Source organism: Streptomyces sp. NPDC054783, from assembly GCF_053611725.1.
In genome coordinates, this window is record NZ_JBSHAY010000010.1 from 1 (window position 1) to 15,419 (window position 15,419).

Genomic DNA, 15,419 nt, shown 5'->3' on the forward strand with positions numbered 1-15,419 from the left:
GTACTCACCCTCTCGGGCTTTCCTCCGGGCTTCCCTTCGGTGTTTCCGACTCTATCAGATCTTTTCTCGATCCGATTTCCTCGGTGCTTTCCAGGATTCCGCTTTCGCGGTTTCCTTTCCGGCGGTTCCGACTTTATCAGAAGTTCTTGGCCGGTCTGACCGGCCGCTCATTCCTGAGTAATCGGGAGGTGCTCCTCGGAGATGTCGTTCTCGACTTCTCCGGAAGCTCGTAGAGTCTAACCTTCGCCGATGAACTTGTCCAGTTCCAGGCAACTGTTTGAATCTACCTCCCCGCGCTGTCCGTGTCAACGGCTCTTGCGGGGCGAAGAGGAGAGTAGCAGCTCACAGGGGTGGAACGCACATCAAGCAGCGGTGGGGACCGAGGCGCTGCGGCCCGTCGCTTCTAGATCGCCGGTCTCACCTGCGCGTACTGCTCGGCCTCCCAGGACGTAGACGTACGTCAGGAATGCCAGCTCGGCCAGGACGCCGATTCCGATGCGGGCCCAGGTCGGCAGTCCGGACGGGGTGACGAAGCCTTCGATGGCGCCGGAGACGAAAAGGACCAGGGCCAGTCCGATCGCCATGCCGACGGCCGCGCGTCCTTCCTCGGCGAGAGCGGTGCGCCGACTGCGCGGGCCGGGGTCTATGAGGGTCCAGCCGAGGCGCAGTCCCGTACCGGCGGCGACGAAGACGGCAGTCAGTTCGAGCAGCCCGTGCGGGAGAACCAGTCCCAGGAATGTGTCGAGTCGGCCGGCAGAGGACATCAGGCCGAAGCCGACGCCCAGGTTGAGCATGTTCTCGAAGAGGATCCAGAGGACAGGCAGGCCCAGGAAGACGCCCAGGACCAGGCACATCGCGGCTGCCTGGGCGTTGTTCGTCCACACCTGGGCGGCGAAGGCCGCTGCGGGATGGCTGGAGTAGTACGTCTCGTACTCACCGCCGGGGCGGGTCAGCTCCCGCAGCTGGCTGGGCGCCGCGATCGACGACTGTACGTCCGGGTGGGTGCCTATCCACCAGCCCAGGAGGATCGCGATGGCCGTGGAGACCAGTGCCGTGGGGACCCACCAGTGGCGGGCGCGGTAGACGGCGGCCGGGAAGCCCTGGCCCAGGAAGCGTGTCACGTCACGCCATGAGGCGCGGCGGGTGCCGGCGACGGCGCTACGCGCGCGTGCCACCAGTTGGCTGAGCCGTCCCGTCAGCTGCGGGTCCGGGGCGCTGGACTGGATGAGGGAGAGATGGGTGGCGGTGCGCTGGTAGAGGGCGACGAGTTCGTCCGTCTCGGCGCCGTTGAGGCGGCGCCGGCGGCGGAGCAGGGCGTCGAGGCGGTCCCATTCGGCTCGGTGTACGGAGACGAAGACGTCCAGGTCCATCGGGTCTGCCCGCTCCTCGGCTGGTCGTCGACTGCGCGTCGTGGATGCTCTCGAATCGCGGTCAGATAGTCGCACTGAGGCGCGATGTCCCACAGCTTGGCAGACTTGCGCTTCCGGAGGCAGATCAGGGGAAGGACGGCAGGCGTGAGTGAGCTGGTGACGGGCGAGGCGGTGGCGCTCGAACTGCGGCCGGCAAAGCTGCCGAGCAGGGCGCTGGCCGTGTTGCTCGACCTCATGGTGGCCGTCGTGGCGTACGTCGTGGTCACCATCGCGGTGGTGGTGTCGACTGCCTCGCTGGACGAGGCCGCGCAGGTGGCGCTGTCGATCGCGACGTTTCTGCTGGTGCTGGTCGGCGGGCCGATCGCGGTGGAGACGCTGACCCATGGGCGTTCGCTGGGGAAGCTGGCCTTCGGGCTCCGCGTCGTACGGGACGACGGTGGGCCGATCCGGTTCCGGCACGCGCTCGTGCGCGGCGCGATCGGTGTGGTCGAGATCCTGCTGACGTTCGGCGTGATCGCCTGCATCGCCTCGCTGGTGTCGGCGAGGGGGCGGCGACTCGGTGATGTGTTCGCGGGCACGCTTGTCGTGCGTGAGCGGATACCTGCCGGTCGAGCCGGCTTTGTTCCGCCGCCGCCTCCGTGGCTGGCGGGGCGGTTCGCCAAGCTGGACCTGTCGGCGGTGCCGGACGGACTGTGGCTGGCGGTTCGGCAGTACCTGACCCGGATGGGACAGCTCGATCCCCAGGTCTCGATGGGGATGGCCCAGCGGCTCGCGGCCGACCTCGCGGCGCGGACGGGGGCCTCTGTGCCGCAGGATCTGCCTGCGGCGGCCTTCCTGGCGGCTGTGGTGCACGAGCGGCAGTCGCGCGAGGCCCGGCAGGCGCTCGGCACCGCTGGTTTCGCCCCGCAGCCGGCCGCGCCCGGGGCACCGGCCGCTTATCGACCACCTGCTTCTGCCCAGCCAGCCGCTCCTGACCAGCCGCCCACTTATGCCCAGCCGTCACAGGCTCCGCTTCCGCCGTCGGCCGTACCTCCGCGGCACGGGCCCCCGGCGGACCGCCCGGCCACCGGTTTCGCACCGCCGGCGTAGAACGGGGCCGCTCGATCCTCTCCAGCGTCCTGGCCGGTCCGGCCCCTGTTCCGACGCTGCCGGCGGCCTTTCTCCTTGGCGTTCAGTCGAACGTCGACGGCGGCGACTGGAGGTCCTCCAGCTCGATGCCGGGTGCGGCCAGGACGACGTCCCCGGCGATGTGCACGGTGTGCCGCTCACCGGTGTCCAGGGCTGTGACCTGGTATTCGTCCACGGCCAGGGGGCCGTTGTCAGTGGCGTGTGTTTCGCTGTTCACCAGGGCCCAGGACTGGTCCACGGTGCGGGGGGCGAGGACCGGGTCCGTGAAGGCGACCAGGCGTACGCGGATCGCGTCGGACGAGGGGGTGAGGCGCAGGAGACGGGCGGTGGCGACGAGGAACGCGGGGGACGTGCCGGTGAAGGCGTGGGCGCGCACATTGCCTTCGGTGGCATGGGTTCCGGTGGGGTCGGTGCGGACCCAGGTGACGCCGTCGAGGGCGGCGCCGCGCACCTGCCATTCCCCGGCGTGCAGTTCGAGGCGGATGGGGCGGCCGAGGTCGTCCAGGGCGAGGTCGACCGAGCCGCGGTGATCGCCGGCGGGGCTGGTCAGCCGCGAGACATAGCGCCAGCCGGAAGGGCCGGGGGCGCACTGGAAGTGTTCTTCACCGAGGGGGGTGTGATCGTGCGGATCGTGGAGCGAATAACGGCCGCGGGGCATGGGGGTCCTGGGTCTTCGACGGGCTGACGGTCCGGCCGGACTGCCGGTACCTCCGGTGCTGTCCGGCGGGACCGGCCAACGGGGCAGGCCCCCGGCACGGGGGTGCGGGGGCCTGTCTCGGGGGACCTGCTGCCGGGGAGCGCGGCGGTGCACCGGTGTGCTCCCCGGCGGGCGGGACTACGGAATCGCCGGCTCAGTAGCGGTAGTGGTCCGACTTGAACGGGCCGTCGACCTCCACGCCGATGTACGCGGCCTGCTCCGGGCGCAGCTTGGTGAGCTTGACGCCGAGCGCGTCCAGGTGGAGGCGGGCGACCTTCTCGTCGAGGTGCTTGGGCAGCACGTAGACACCGGTCGGGTACTCGTCGGGCTTGGTGAACAGCTCGATCTGGGCCAGGGTCTGGTCCGCGAAGGAGTTGGACATCACGAACGACGGGTGACCGGTGGCGTTGCCCAGGTTCAGCAAGCGGCCCTCGGACAGCACGATGATGACCTTGCCGTCGGGGAACTTCCAGGTGTGGACCTGCGGCTTGACCTCGTCCTTGACGATGCCCGGGATCTTGGCCAGGCCGGCCATGTCGATCTCGTTGTCGAAGTGGCCGATGTTGCCGACGATCGCCTGGTGCTTCATCTTCGCCATGTCCGAGGCGAGGATGATGTCCTTGTTGCCGGTGGTGGTGATGAAGATGTCGGCGGTCTCGACGACCTCGTCCAGGGTGGTGACCTGGTAGCCGTCCATCGCCGCCTGCAGGGCGCAGATCGGGTCGATCTCCGTGATGATCACGCGGGCGCCCTGGCCGCGCAGGGACTCCGCGCAGCCCTTGCCCACGTCGCCGTAGCCGCAGACCACGGCCGTCTTGCCGCCGATCAGGACGTCGGTGGCGCGGTTGATGCCGTCGACCAGGGAGTGGCGGCAACCGTACTTGTTGTCGAACTTCGACTTGGTGACCGAGTCGTTGACGTTGATCGCCGGGAACAGGAGGGAACCCTCGCGCTGCATCTCGTACAGGCGGTGGACACCGGTGGTGGTCTCCTCGGTGACGCCGCGGATCTCCGAGGCCAGCTGCGTCCACTTCTGGGGGTCCTCGCCCAGGGTGCGGTGCAGCAGCTGGAGGATGACGCGGTGCTCGTCGGACTCGGCGGTCTCCAGGCCGGGGACCTTGCCGTCCTTCTCGTACTCGACGCCCTTGTGGACGAGGAGGGTGGCGTCGCCGCCGTCGTCCAGGATCATGTTCGGGCCGCCGGTGGGGGTGTCCGGCCAGGTCAGCGCCTGCTCGGTGCACCACCAGTACTCATCCAGGGTCTCGCCCTTCCAGGCGAAGACCGGGATGCCCTGCGGGTTGTCGGGCGTGCCGTTCGGGCCGACGGCGATGGCGGCGGCCGCATGGTCCTGGGTGGAGAAGATGTTGCAGGAGGCCCAGCGGACGCGGGCGCCGAGGGCGACCAGGGTCTCGATGAGGACGGCGGTCTGCACAGTCATGTGCAGCGAGCCGGTGATACGGGCGCCGGCGAGAGGCTGGGCCTCGGCGTACTCCTTGCGGATCGCCATCAGGCCCGGCATCTCGTGCTCGGCGAGGGTGATCTCCTTGCGGCCGAACTCGGCCAGGGAGAGGTCGGCGACCTTGAAGTCCTGTCGGTTGTCGACAGTCGTCATTACGAGCTGCTCCTCGGTGTCGGGTCGAGGTGGGTACGGCTGGTCTGCGCGGCGGCGGACACAGGGGTGCCCGAGAAGAGGACACAGGCATGCCCACGTACGCGCAGCGCAGTCCGTCGGAGGCCCTCTCTCCCTCGGTCGGTCCGCAGGGGGACCGCCCGACCGCCATCAGCAGCGACGTCTGGCTCCGTCCAAGCTACACCGGACGGCCCGGTCGGCCCCAGTCCGCCTCAGTCCGCCTCCGCATGGTTCGAGCCGTCCGGGAGGCGGTTTCGAGGCGCGGCGCGGCGGGTTTCGAGGCGCGGGGCCGGGGCAGGAACCGGGCCGGCGGGGTGGGGCAGGAGCCGCGCCGGCGGGGGTGGGGAAACGTCGGAACGGGAGCCCGCAGACGGTGATGAAGGAGGACTTTCGCGCCTTTGGGCGGGGCGGGGTCGTGCAGGATGCAGGAGGACCGGGGCCGTCCGGTCCCGCTCGCGGGGTGTCCGGGACGGTGCCTCGTGCGACGAAGACGAAGGTGTGAGGAGACAGACGTGACCAGTCCGGCCGGCCCTCCCTCCACGGGTGGCCGCGATGACGAGCGGCGGCGCGTGAAACTGCTGGCGGTGACCGCGTGCCCGACCGGCATCGCGCACACGTACATGGCGGCGGAGAAGCTCGCGCAGGCCGCTGCGAGCCGTGGCATCGAGATGAAGGTGGAGACCCAGGGATCCATCGGGGCGGAGAACGTCCTCGATGACAACGATGTCAGAAGCGCGGACGGGATCATCGTCGCCGCCGACAAGGACGTCGACCTGAGCCGTTTCGCGGGCAAGCGGGTGCTGACGGTCGGGGTCGCCGAGGGCATCCACCATGCCGGGCAGCTGATCGAGCGGGTGCGGTCGGCGCCCGTGCACGCGCCGGGCGGGGCCGCGAGCGGGTCGGCGGCGGAGGCCTCCGGTGGCGGCAAGGCGCGCGGGCCGGTGTACAAGGCGCTGATGAACGGGGTGTCGTACATGATCCCGTTCGTGGTCGTCGGCGGTCTGCTGATCGCGGTGTCGCTCGCGCTCGGGGGCCATGCCACGTCCAAGGGCTATGTGATCCCGGACGGCACCTTCTGGGCACATGTCAACGCGATCGGCGGGATCGGCTTCCAGTTGATGATCCCGGTCCTGTCCGGCTACATCGCCTACGCGATCGCCGACCGGCCCGCGCTGGTGCCGGGCATGATCGGCGGCTGGATCGCCAACACGGGCGCGCTGTACGACTCCAAGGCGGGCGCGGGGTTCATCGGGGCGATCGTGACCGGATTCCTCGCCGGATACCTGGTGTTGTGGATCAAGAAGGTACGGGTGCCGAAGTTCGTGCAGCCGATCATGCCGATCATCGTGATCCCGATCGTCGCCACGACGGTGCTCGGGCTGTTCTTCGTCTATGTCGTCGGCAGGCCGATCTCCTGGGTGTTCGAGCATCTGACGAGTTGGCTCGGCGGGATGACGGGGACGAGCGCCATCCTGCTCGGCGCGATTCTCGGGCTGATGATCGCGTTCGACATGGGCGGGCCGGTGAACAAGACGGCATTCCTGTTCGGGGCCGGGCTCATCGCGAGCGGCAACCAGACGGTGATGGGCATGTGTGCCGCCGCGATCCCGGTGATGCCGCTCGGGCAGGGACTGGCCACGCTGATCCGGCGGGCGCTGTACACCGAGCAGGAGCGGGAGACGGGGCTCGCGGCGCTGTTCATGGGGTGCTTCGGTATCTCGGAGGGTGCGATTCCGTTCGCGGCGGCGCGGCCGGCGCAGGTGATCCCGGCGAACATGCTGGGTGGGGCGGTGGCCGGTGCGGTTGCCGGGGTGGCCGGGGTGAAGGACGCGGTGCCGCACGGAGGGCCGATCGTGGCGGTGCTGGGTGCGGTGAGCGGGGTGCCGATGTTCTTTGTCGCCGTGGTGATCGGGTCGGTTGTCACTGCGTTGGCGACCGTGGCGTTGGTTGATGTGAGGGGGCGTCGGGAGCGTGTGGGGGTGGTTGGTGCGGGTTCCGGTGCGGCATCGGGTGCGGGTGACCCCGGTGCGGGGTTCTCGCCGCCGGCGGGTGCAGGTGGTGCCGGTGAGGGGGCTTCCTTGTCGGAGGGGGTTTCGGCGGGGGTGGTCGTGCCCGGGCAGGCCGGGACGGGGGCTTCGGGCGTTGGTGCTGATGCCGCGGTTTCGGGGGGCTCGGTCCGGGTGGGCGCCGTTGAGGATTCCGAGGTGGGCGGGCAGCCGGAGGAGGACCGGGACGCCGGGCGGGCCGGAGATGCCGCGGCCGAGGAGCATGGGCCTGCGGTGTTGTCCGGCTACCTCGGTGAGCGGACCGTGAAGGGCGCGCTCCGGGCCGTGGACAAAGAGGCCGCTGTCCGTGAGATGGCGTTGTTGCTCGCGCGGAGCGGACGGGTCGCCGATGTGGAAGAGCTGGTGGCGACCGCGCTGCGGCGTGAGGAGCAGGGCACGACCGGGCTCGGTGAGGAGATCGCGATACCGCACGCCAAGACGGACGCGGTGACCGCGCCGGTCGTCGGCTTCGCGCGGTCCGCCGAAGGGGTTGAGTGGGGTTCGCTGGACGGTACGAAGGCCCGGCTGGTCTTCATGATCGCCGTACCGGAGGCTGCTGCGGGCGACGAGCATCTGCGGATCCTGGCACTGCTCTCCCGCAAGCTGATGGATCCCGGTTTCCGGGAGCGGCTGCTTGCGGCACCGGACGAGCGCGCGGTGCTCGACGTGCTCGGTGAGGTCGGCTGAGCTGAGGCAAGCCCAGGGGACCGGGAACCGGGGACCGGTCCCCGTCCCCGCCGCGCACCCGCGCACCCGCGCACCCGCGCACCCGCGCACCCGCGCACCGGGCACGGGGCACCCCACCCACCCGACAAACCGCCCTGCCCCACGCCCCCTTCACACAGTGGCGCTATTCTCCGCGCCTCGGATGGGCCGCTTGGGGAGGACGGGATATGGCGGGGAGAAGGCAGGGGCGGGGGCTTGGGGTGTCCGCGGTTGTGGTGGGCGTGCTGGGGCTGGTGCTGGGGGTCGGCGCTTTTGGCTACGTGAGGGACGCGTACGGGGTCTCCAGCGTGGGTGGCAGCAGCATGCGGCCGACGTACGAGCAGGGTCAGCGGGTCGTCTGGGAGCGCGTCGACGGCAGTGGGGTGCGGCGCGGTGACGTCGTGTTGTTCACGCCGCCGGAGTTCTACGGCTTCGACGGGCCGCTGATGAAGCGGGTCGTAGGTGTGGCCGGGGATCGCGTGCGGTGCTGCACGCTCGTGGGTTCGCGGGAGCGGGTGACCGTGAACGGGAAGCCGATCGAGGAGCCGTACGTGTACGGCGGCGACGCCGATGGCGCGCACCAGCCGTATGACGTGAAGGTCCCCGAGGGGCGGCTGTTCCTCCTGGGCGACTACCGGGCGAACTCCAACGACTCGCGGTTCCACCTCGACGAGCAGGGCGGGACGGTCTCCGTGAACGCGGTGCTGGGCCGGGTGACGGATGACCGCACCGTCCCCGGTCTGCTGGTGACGGCCGTGGTGCTCGGGCTCGTGCTGCTGCTCACCGGCGTCGGCCTGGGTATCGGTTTCCTCGCCGTACGGCGGCGGAGGGCACCGGAGATGCCCCAGATGCCCTGGCCGGTGCGGCCGAGCGGCAGCTGAGGTCCCGTCTCAGTGGCCGGCGGCGTGCGGGGTCGGGCCGCCCGGGGTGGCCTCCGGGTCCGGGCCCTTGGCCGCCTCGGCCTCGCTGTAGATGTCCGGTTCGAGGTAGATGACGCGGGCGATGGGGACGGCGGCGCGGATGCGGGCCTCGGCGGCGTTGATGGCGTTGGCGACCTCGGCGGCCGTGTCATCGTGCTGGACGGCGATCTTGGCGGCGATGAGCAGCTCCTCGGGGCCGAGGTGGAGCGTGCGCATGTGGATGACGCCGGTGACCGTGACGCCGTCGACCGTCGCCTCTTCGATCTCCTTGATCACATCCGGGCCCGCGGCCTCGCCGAGCAGCAGCGACTTGGTCTCGGCGGCCAGGACCAGGGCGATGCAGACGAGCAGGACACCGATGCAGACCGTGCCGATGCCGTCCCAGACGCCGTCGCCGGTGAGCACGGCCAGGCCGACGCCGAGGAGGGCCAGGACGAGGCCGATCAGTGCGCCGAAGTCCTCCAGCAGGACGACGGGCAGCTCGGGGGCCTTGGCGCGGCGGATGAAGTCCGTCCAGGACAGCTTTCCGCGCAGTTCGTTGGACTCCTTGATGGCCGTGCGGAAGGAGAAGCCCTCGGCGACGACCGCGAAGACCAGGACGCCCACCGGCCAGTACCAGTGCTCCACTTGGTGCGGGTGGCTGATCTTCTCGTAGCCCTCGTAGATGGCGAACATGCCGCCGATGGAGAACAGCACGATCGAGACCAGGAAGGCGTAGATGAAGCGCTCGCGGCCGTAGCCGAAGGGGTGCTGCGGGGTCGCCTGGCGCTGGGCCTTCTTGCCGCCGATGAGCAGCAGGAACTGGTTGCCGGAGTCGGCGAGCGAGTGGACGCCCTCGGCGAGCATCGAGGAGGAGCCGCTGAACGCGAACGCCACGAACTTGGATGCCGCGATCGCGAGGTTGGCGCCGAGTGCCGCCACGATCGCCTTCGTACCGCCTGACGCGCTCATGTGTCCGCGTTGTCCCTTCGCCCTGTCGCCTCTTCGTACGGCTTCGTACGGCTTCGTACGGCGCCTTCGTACGGCCACGCCGTCAGGCGTGTCCCGGCTTTGCCCGGCCTTTGCCGGTGGGCCATTCTTGCAGCCCGGCCGGGCTCCGCCGCGTCAGGTATCCACAACCCCGGTCATACGATCACAGTGGCACGGAAGACCGTGCCTGTGCCCGAGATCTCCGCGCTCTCGCCGGCCGGGACGAAGACCGACTGTCCGGGGCTGAGCTCGTGCTCGCCGGCGCGGACCGGGCCGGCCGTGCAGAGCAGGATCTGCGGGGTGTCGAGGGTGAGGTCGCGTGCGGCGCCGCCCTCGGGGAGGACGTACCGGGAGAGGCGGAACTCGTCGATCGGGGTGTCGTAGACCTCCTCGCCGGCCGGGGAGGCCTCCGGTCGCAGTACGCCCGGGTCGCCCGCCTCGAAGCGGACGACGCGCAGCAGTTCGGGGACGTCGACGTGCTTGGGGGTCAGGCCGCAGCGCAGGACGTTGTCGGAGTTGGCCATGATCTCGACGCCGAGGCCGTTCAGGTACGCGTGCGGGATGCCCGCGCCGAGGAACAGGGCCTCGCCGGGCTGCAGGCGCACGTAGTTGAGCAGCATGGCCGCGATGACGCCGGGGTCGCCCGGGTAGTGCTGGGCGATGTCGGCGTAGGGGGCGTGGTCGCCGCCGAGGCGGGCGCAGGCGGCGCTTGCCTCGGCGACCGTGTGCGCCATCTCCTCCGGCTCGGCGGTCAGGATCGCGGTGAGCACCTCGCGCAGGGCGGCGTCCTCGGGCTGGGCGTGCAGCAGGTCGACGTACGGCTTGAGGGAGGCGACGCCGAGCCCGTCGAGCAGGTCGGCGGCCCGGGCCGGGTCGCGGAAGCCGCACAGGCCGTCGAACTCGGTGAGCGCGCAGATCAGTTCGGGCTTGTGGTTGGCGTCCTTGTAGTTGCGGTGCGGGGCGTCGACCGGGATGCCGCGGCGCTCCTCGTCGGCGTAACCCTCCCTGGCCTGTTCCAGGTTGGGGTGCACCTGGAGGGAGAGAGGGGCGCCGGCGGCGAGGATCTTGAGGAGGAAGGGTAGGCGCGGGCCGAACTTCGCCACGGCCGCCTTGCCCAGCTCGTCCTCCGGGCTCGCGTCGATGACCTCGACGAGGCTTCCGCGCGCGGTGCGCGAGGGGGCCCCCGGGTGCGCACCCATCCACATCTCCGCCTGCGGTTCACCGGTCGGCTCGACGCCGAGGAGGTGCGGGATGGCGGTGGGGGAACCCCAGGCGTAGGGGCGGATGGTGTTGTCGAGGCGGTCCATGTGTCTTCTCTGTCTCCGTACGTACGGCTGCCGAGCCGGCGCCGGTACTGGTGCAGGTGCCGGTTGCCGTGCTGATGTGGGCGCGGGGGTTCCGGCCCGTAGCCAGATCAGGCCCTCGAAGCGAGCGCCAGGTAAACAGCGGCGAAATCCGTGACGGCGATCAGTTCCGCGAGTGTCTCCAGGTCGCCGCCTTCCCCCGGTTCGAGTTCGCTGATCGGCGTGTCGTGGCTGAGGGCCAGGTCACGGGCGGCGGGGGCGGCGGTGAGGCCGCTGATCGGACGGTCACGGAGCAGCACCACGCGTGCGTGCAGCGCAGGCGGCTCCTCGACGCGGTCCCGGAAGAAGTCTTCGGGGTCGGCGCTGGCGGCCAGCGGGCCGGCCAGCAGGGCGCTGTGCGTGGAGAGAGCCTCGGGGAGTTCGGCGACGAGCGCGGGGCGGCCGGCGAGTTCGGCGAGGGCGGCGGCGAAACGGCGGCCGGCGGGGCCCGCCGACGGTCCTTCCGCCCACACCACGGGCAGTGCGTCGGCGAGTTCGGCGGCGAGGGTCTTGGCCGGGTTGCTGTAGGTCGCGATGGCGGGGCCGCAGCGCTCGGCGATGTGGTCCAGGCGGTCGGCGACCTTCTCCAGGGCGTCCGGCGGGGCGCTGATCAGTCCGATCCGGTCCAGCAGCGCCAGCAGCGGGGTGAGCAGCGCCCAGAAGACGCCCGGGGAGGACGCGGCGAGCGGTTCCTCCTGGTCGTACGGCGCTGTCGCCATCGGTACGAACAGGCCGTGGGCGCCGGTGACCGCCTCCGCGAGCGGGGTGCCGGGCGGGGCTACGGCCACGACCGATACGCCGCGGCGGTAGGCCTGGTCGGTGAGGAGGGTGAGGCTCGGTTCGGTGCCGTCCGGGGTGGCGATCAGCAGCAGGTCCACGGAGCCGGCCCATCCGGGGAGCTCCCAGCGCAGGGCGCCGGCTGCGGGGGCCACGCCGGTCGGGGCCAGGCGGACCACGGGGCTGCCGACGCCGGCCAGGGTGCCGAGGAGGTCGGCGGTGTGAGTGGCGGCGGCGCCGGGACCGGCGATGAGGACGGCGCGGGGGCGGCCGTCGGGCTTGAGATCGCCGACGCCGGCCTCGACGGCGTGCCGGCCGGCGGTGCGAACGCGGGCACCGGCCTCGGCGGCCCCGCGCAGCAGGCCTCGGCGGTCGGCCTCGGCGAGGCCCTCCGGGGTGTCGAGCAGCGATTCGTCCAGCATGGGCGGTTGCCTCCGAGCGCCGGGGTCCTGTGCGGGTTGTCTACGCCGTGACGGGTGTCGTCACGACGTGAGGGATGTCGTCACTGGGGGCGGCGGGCCTCGTCCACGAGGAGGACCGGGATGCCGTCGCGGACGGGATAGGCGAGGCCGCAGCCCTGGCCCGTGCAGATCAGCTCGGTGTCCTGCTCCTTGAGGGAGGCGTGGCAGGCCGGGCAGGCGAGGATCTCCAGGAGGCCGGCTTCGAGCGGCATGGGGTGTCCCTTCGAGGGCGGATGTCTGTCTGTGGATGTGCCTGGTCAGCGTACCGCTGGTGGACGGGCCGAGCCGGGCTGTCGGCGCCGTCCAGGGGCGCCGCCCTCTGGACCCGCGTTTGCCCGGCCGCCCGGCCGCCCGGCCGCCCGGCCGCTTCAGGCCCTGATGATCGCCAGGGCCTCGTCCCTGATCTTGGTCATCGTGGCCTCGTCCTTCGCCTCGGCGTTCAGACGGAGGAGGGGCTCGGTGTTGGAGGGGCGGACGTTGAACCACCAGTCGGCGGCGGCGACCGTGAGGCCGTCGAGGTCGTCCAGGGTGACGTCGGCGCGGCCCTCGTACGCGGCGCGGATCGCGGCGAGACGGGCGGACTGATCGGCGACGGTGGAGTTGATCTCGCCGGAGCCGGTGTAGCGGTCGTACTGGGCGACGAGGGCGGACAGCGGGCCCTCCTGGCCGCCGAGGGCGGCGAGGACGTGCAGGGCGGCCAGCATGCCCGTGTCGGCGTTCCAGAAGTCCTTGAAGTAGTAGTGCGCCGAGTGCTCGCCGCCGAAGATCGCGCCGCTGCGGGCCATCTCGGCCTTGATGAAGGAGTGGCCGACGCGGGTGCGGACCGGGGTGCCGCCGTTCTCCTTCACCACCTCGGGGACAGTACGGGAGGTGATCAGGTTGTGGATGATCGTGCCCTTGCCGCTGTTGCGGGCGAGTTCGCGGGCGGCGACCAGGGCGGTGACCGCGGACGGGGAGACCGGGTCGCCGTGCTCGTCCACGACGAAGCAGCGGTCGGCGTCGCCGTCGAAGGCGATGCCGAGGTCGGCGCCTTCCGCCGGGACGCGCTTCTGCAGGTCCACGAGGTTGGCCGGGTCGAGCGGGTTGGCCTCGTGGTTCGGGAAGGTGCCGTCCAGTTCGAAGTACATCGGGACGAGGGTCAGGGGCAGGCCGGCGAAGACCGAGGGGACCGTGTGGCCGCCCATGCCGTTGCCGGCGTCGACCACGACCTTCAGCGGGCGGATGGAGGTCAGGTCGACCAGGGAGCAAAGGTGCGCCGCGTAATCCTCCAACGTCTCGCGAGCGGACAGGGTTCCCGGCTCGGCGACCGGCTCGGGGGCGCCCGACTCCAGCCACCGCTCGACCAGTTCGCGGATCTGCGCCAGACCGGTGTCCTGGCCGACCGGAGCGGCGCCCGCGCGGCACAGCTTGATGCCGTTGTACTGGGCCGGGTTGTGCGAGGCGGTGAACATCGCGCCCGGCAGGTTCAGCGCGCCCGAGGCGTAGTACAGCTGGTCGGTGGAGCACAGGCCGATCTCGGTGACGTCCACACCGCGGTCCGCCGCGCCGCGCGCGAAGGCGCGGGACAGGCCGGGGGACGAGGGCCGCATGTCGTGGCCGACGACGATGGCCGCCGCACCCGTCACCTCCGCGAAGGCGGCGCCGAAGAGCCCGGCCAGTGACTCGTCCCACTGGTCCGGAACCACTCCGCGTACGTCATACGCCTTCACGATCTGCGACAGATCAGCAGTCACGGCCAACCCTCCTGAAAGTCCTATGGGTGCCCACAAACTACCCGCCGGGGGTAAGGGGGAGGTGTGCGGACACCGGGTGGAGGCCCAGTCGTGACCGGGGGTGGCGTGCGGCGCGCCGGTTCGACGACCGTGGGGGCGGGCTCAGTTGTCCGGGGAGCGCAGGACTCGCAGGTGGCCGCGGCGGGCGACCTCCATGGGGTCCGCCGTACGGCCTGCGCCGCCGCCCGCCTCGGCCGCGCGTTCCTGGGGGCGGGCCGCCTCGCGCACGGCGTTGGCAAGCGCTTCGAGGTCGTCTCCGCTGGGCCGCGCGGGGGCGGAGCCGTCGAGGAGGCGGACGACCTCCCAGCCGCGGGGGGCGGTGAGGCGTTCGGAGTGCTCGGCGCACAGGTCGTAGCAGTGCGGCTCTGCGTACGTGGCGAGCGGGCCGAGGACCGCGGTCGAGTCGGCGTAGACGTACGTCAGCGTCGCGACGGCGGGTCGGCCGCAAGCGGTGCGCGAACAGCGACGTACAGGGCTCACGACGTTGGACGGTACCGCACTCTTGAGCGGGCCGCGACGACTCTCCACCAGGTCACTCGCCCGTGTCGTGCCGTGAAACGCCCCACACACCCCTTCGGGGAGACCCTGTTGACCTGCATGGACGGGTTCTCGGCGAGTTTCGGGCGCGGCTCGATACGGTCATGAGTCAGTACAAACACCGTCAATTGCCTTGAGTTCGGCGGTCTTGGAGGGTTATGGAAACGAGCCAGACGTTGGCTGGAATGGTCAACCTGCGACACGAGGGCGGAGAGGGCCGATCGGAGCCGAACGGGGCCGATCGGCGGTGGGCTGATCGGCGGCGCCGCCGTGGGCCGGGAGGGGGGCGTGCGCGGGCGTGGTCGGGGATCACGGTCGGGCTGCTCGGGGCTGACCGGCGGGCGGCTGGTCGGCGGTGTGTGATCGGGGGTGGGCGGGGTGCTGTTTGCGGGTGGCCGGTCGGGGGTCTCGTTGAGGGCGGCTGGTCGGGGTACTGGTCGCGCGTGGCCGGTCGGCGGGGGTGGGTTGCCGTGTGGGGTCGGGCGGGGAGGGCGAGCGGGGACTACCCTTCCCCAGTGATGGACAACCGTGTACCGCCCCGTGCCGCCGGCCCCGGGCCCCGTCGCCGTGATCGTCACGGCAGGGGCATGCGGGGGCCGATCGCGCCGCCGCAGGTGCCGCTGGCGGCCAGCCGCGCCGATGTGTTCGCGGACCTGGTGCAGGACTCCGTGGAGCGTCTCGAGCGGCGGTGGCCGCAGCTTGCCGACATCGACTTCCTGGTGCTGGAGGTGCCCCGGCTGGAGGGGCGGGGTGAACAGGTGTGGAGCGACGAGGCCGTGCCGTTGGGCGGGGCGGTTCCCGCACGGGACGGGCGGCGGGCGCGGGTGGTCGTGTACCGGCGGCCGGTGGAGATCCGCACCAAGGGGCGGGATGAGCGGGCCGCGCTGGTGCATGAGGTGGTCGTGGAGCAGGTGGCCGAGTTGCTCGGCCTGACTCCGGAGACTGTGGATCCGCGGTACGGGGAGGACTAGGCCCCGCGGGGTCCTGCGGAGCCTTGCGGGGGTACGGCGGTGTGGGGGGCCTGTGCTGCTTGGGTGCCCTGTGCTGTGGCCGGACGACGGGGCG

General features: G+C 71.1%; 14 protein-coding genes. 5 read left to right on the forward strand and 9 right to left on the reverse strand.

Translation table 11 applies throughout. From position 1 onward, the window contains the following. Positions 1-233 (forward strand): hypothetical protein (locus tag ACWGJ5_RS19060; protein ID WP_453310834.1); only part of this gene is annotated, 233 nt, incomplete at its 5' end. 129 nt (positions 234-362) lie between these two features. Here ACWGJ5_RS19060 and ACWGJ5_RS19065 read toward each other — a convergent pair. Continuing rightward, the gene (locus ACWGJ5_RS19065) at positions 363-1,370 is read right to left on the reverse strand and encodes a stage II sporulation protein M (RefSeq protein WP_453310835.1); all 1,008 of its coding nucleotides are present in this window, start codon (positions 1,368-1,370) and stop codon (positions 363-365) included. Positions 1,371-1,514: 144 nt separating this feature from the next. Between ACWGJ5_RS19065 and ACWGJ5_RS19070 the strand changes: the two genes are divergently transcribed. Further along, on the forward strand, positions 1,515-2,459 hold the full coding sequence (locus tag ACWGJ5_RS19070; protein WP_453310836.1) for an RDD family protein: 945 nt from the start codon (positions 1,515-1,517) through the stop codon (positions 2,457-2,459). 82 nt (positions 2,460-2,541) lie between these two features. Here the strand turns inward: ACWGJ5_RS19070 and ACWGJ5_RS19075 are convergent, their stop codons facing one another. Then, a complete protein-coding gene (locus tag ACWGJ5_RS19075; protein WP_453310837.1) occupies positions 2,542-3,156 on the reverse strand; it encodes a hypothetical protein in 615 nt (204 codons plus the stop codon). Positions 3,157-3,349: 193 nt separating this feature from the next. Further along, entirely contained in the window at positions 3,350-4,807 is a 1,458-nt protein-coding gene (gene ahcY / locus ACWGJ5_RS19080; RefSeq protein ID WP_453310838.1) for an adenosylhomocysteinase, read from the reverse strand. 530 nt (positions 4,808-5,337) lie between these two features. Here ahcY and ACWGJ5_RS19085 point away from each other — a divergent pair. Both ACWGJ5_RS19085 and lepB read left to right on the forward strand, forming a co-directional pair. Next, entirely contained in the window at positions 5,338-7,557 is a 2,220-nt protein-coding gene (locus ACWGJ5_RS19085) for a fructose-specific PTS transporter subunit EIIC (RefSeq protein ID WP_453310839.1), read from the forward strand. A gap of 239 nt (positions 7,558-7,796) precedes the next feature. Beyond that, the gene (lepB, locus tag ACWGJ5_RS19090; RefSeq protein ID WP_453310840.1) at positions 7,797-8,456 is read left to right on the forward strand and encodes a signal peptidase I; all 660 of its coding nucleotides are present in this window, start codon (positions 7,797-7,799) and stop codon (positions 8,454-8,456) included. Between the two features lie 9 nt (positions 8,457-8,465). Here lepB and ACWGJ5_RS19095 read toward each other — a convergent pair whose 3' ends face one another. The 6 genes from ACWGJ5_RS19095 to ACWGJ5_RS19120 all read right to left on the reverse strand — a co-directional run bounded on the left by ACWGJ5_RS19095 (position 8,466) and on the right by ACWGJ5_RS19120 (position 14,345). Further along, on the reverse strand, positions 8,466-9,446 hold the full coding sequence (locus ACWGJ5_RS19095) for a cation diffusion facilitator family transporter (protein ID WP_453310841.1): 981 nt from the start codon (positions 9,444-9,446) through the stop codon (positions 8,466-8,468). 173 nt (positions 9,447-9,619) lie between these two features. Beyond that, on the reverse strand, positions 9,620-10,771 hold the full coding sequence (gene manA, locus ACWGJ5_RS19100) for a mannose-6-phosphate isomerase, class I (protein WP_453310842.1): 1,152 nt from the start codon (positions 10,769-10,771) through the stop codon (positions 9,620-9,622). A 107-nt stretch (positions 10,772-10,878) separates the two neighbouring features. Continuing rightward, positions 10,879-12,006 (reverse strand): SIS domain-containing protein, encoded by a 1,128-nt coding sequence (locus ACWGJ5_RS19105; protein ID WP_453310843.1) that lies wholly within the window; start codon positions 12,004-12,006, stop codon positions 10,879-10,881. An 80-nt stretch (positions 12,007-12,086) separates the two neighbouring features. Beyond that, positions 12,087-12,257, reverse strand: a complete 171-nt coding sequence (locus tag ACWGJ5_RS19110) for a Trm112 family protein (RefSeq protein ID WP_453310844.1) — start codon at positions 12,255-12,257, stop codon at positions 12,087-12,089. 156 nt (positions 12,258-12,413) lie between these two features. After that, the gene (locus ACWGJ5_RS19115; RefSeq protein WP_453310845.1) at positions 12,414-13,778 is read right to left on the reverse strand and encodes a phosphomannomutase/phosphoglucomutase; all 1,365 of its coding nucleotides are present in this window, start codon (positions 13,776-13,778) and stop codon (positions 12,414-12,416) included. 141 nt (positions 13,779-13,919) lie between these two features. After that, the gene (locus ACWGJ5_RS19120; RefSeq protein ID WP_453310846.1) at positions 13,920-14,345 is read right to left on the reverse strand and encodes a DUF3499 domain-containing protein; all 426 of its coding nucleotides are present in this window, start codon (positions 14,343-14,345) and stop codon (positions 13,920-13,922) included. 596 nt (positions 14,346-14,941) lie between these two features. On the opposite strand from ACWGJ5_RS19120, the gene ACWGJ5_RS19125 reads away from it, so the two are divergent. After that, positions 14,942-15,325, forward strand: a complete 384-nt coding sequence (locus ACWGJ5_RS19125; protein ID WP_453310847.1) for a metallopeptidase family protein — start codon at positions 14,942-14,944, stop codon at positions 15,323-15,325. The last annotated feature ends 94 nt before the right edge of the window (positions 15,326-15,419 follow it).

Bases quoted from the DNA above. Each gene is read 5' to 3' on its own strand.
- ACWGJ5_RS19105 (WP_453310843.1), bottom strand. From the start codon at position 12,006: ATGCTGGACGAATCGCTGCTCGACACCCCGGAGGGCCTCGCCGAGGCC.
- ACWGJ5_RS19125 (WP_453310847.1), top strand. From the start codon at position 14,942: ATGCGGGGGCCGATCGCGCCGCCGCAGGTGCCGCTGGCGGCCAGCCGC.
- ACWGJ5_RS19095 (WP_453310841.1), bottom strand. From the start codon at position 9,446: ATGAGCGCGTCAGGCGGTACGAAGGCGATCGTGGCGGCACTCGGCGCC.
- ACWGJ5_RS19065 (WP_453310835.1), bottom strand. From the start codon at position 1,370: ATGGACCTGGACGTCTTCGTCTCCGTACACCGAGCCGAATGGGACCGC.
- ACWGJ5_RS19110 (WP_453310844.1), bottom strand. From the start codon at position 12,257: ATGCCGCTCGAAGCCGGCCTCCTGGAGATCCTCGCCTGCCCGGCCTGC.
- ahcY (WP_453310838.1), bottom strand. From the start codon at position 4,807: ATGACGACTGTCGACAACCGACAGGACTTCAAGGTCGCCGACCTCTCC.
- ACWGJ5_RS19075 (WP_453310837.1), bottom strand. From the start codon at position 3,156: ATGCCCCGCGGCCGTTATTCGCTCCACGATCCGCACGATCACACCCCC.
- manA (WP_453310842.1), bottom strand. From the start codon at position 10,771: ATGGACCGCCTCGACAACACCATCCGCCCCTACGCCTGGGGTTCCCCC.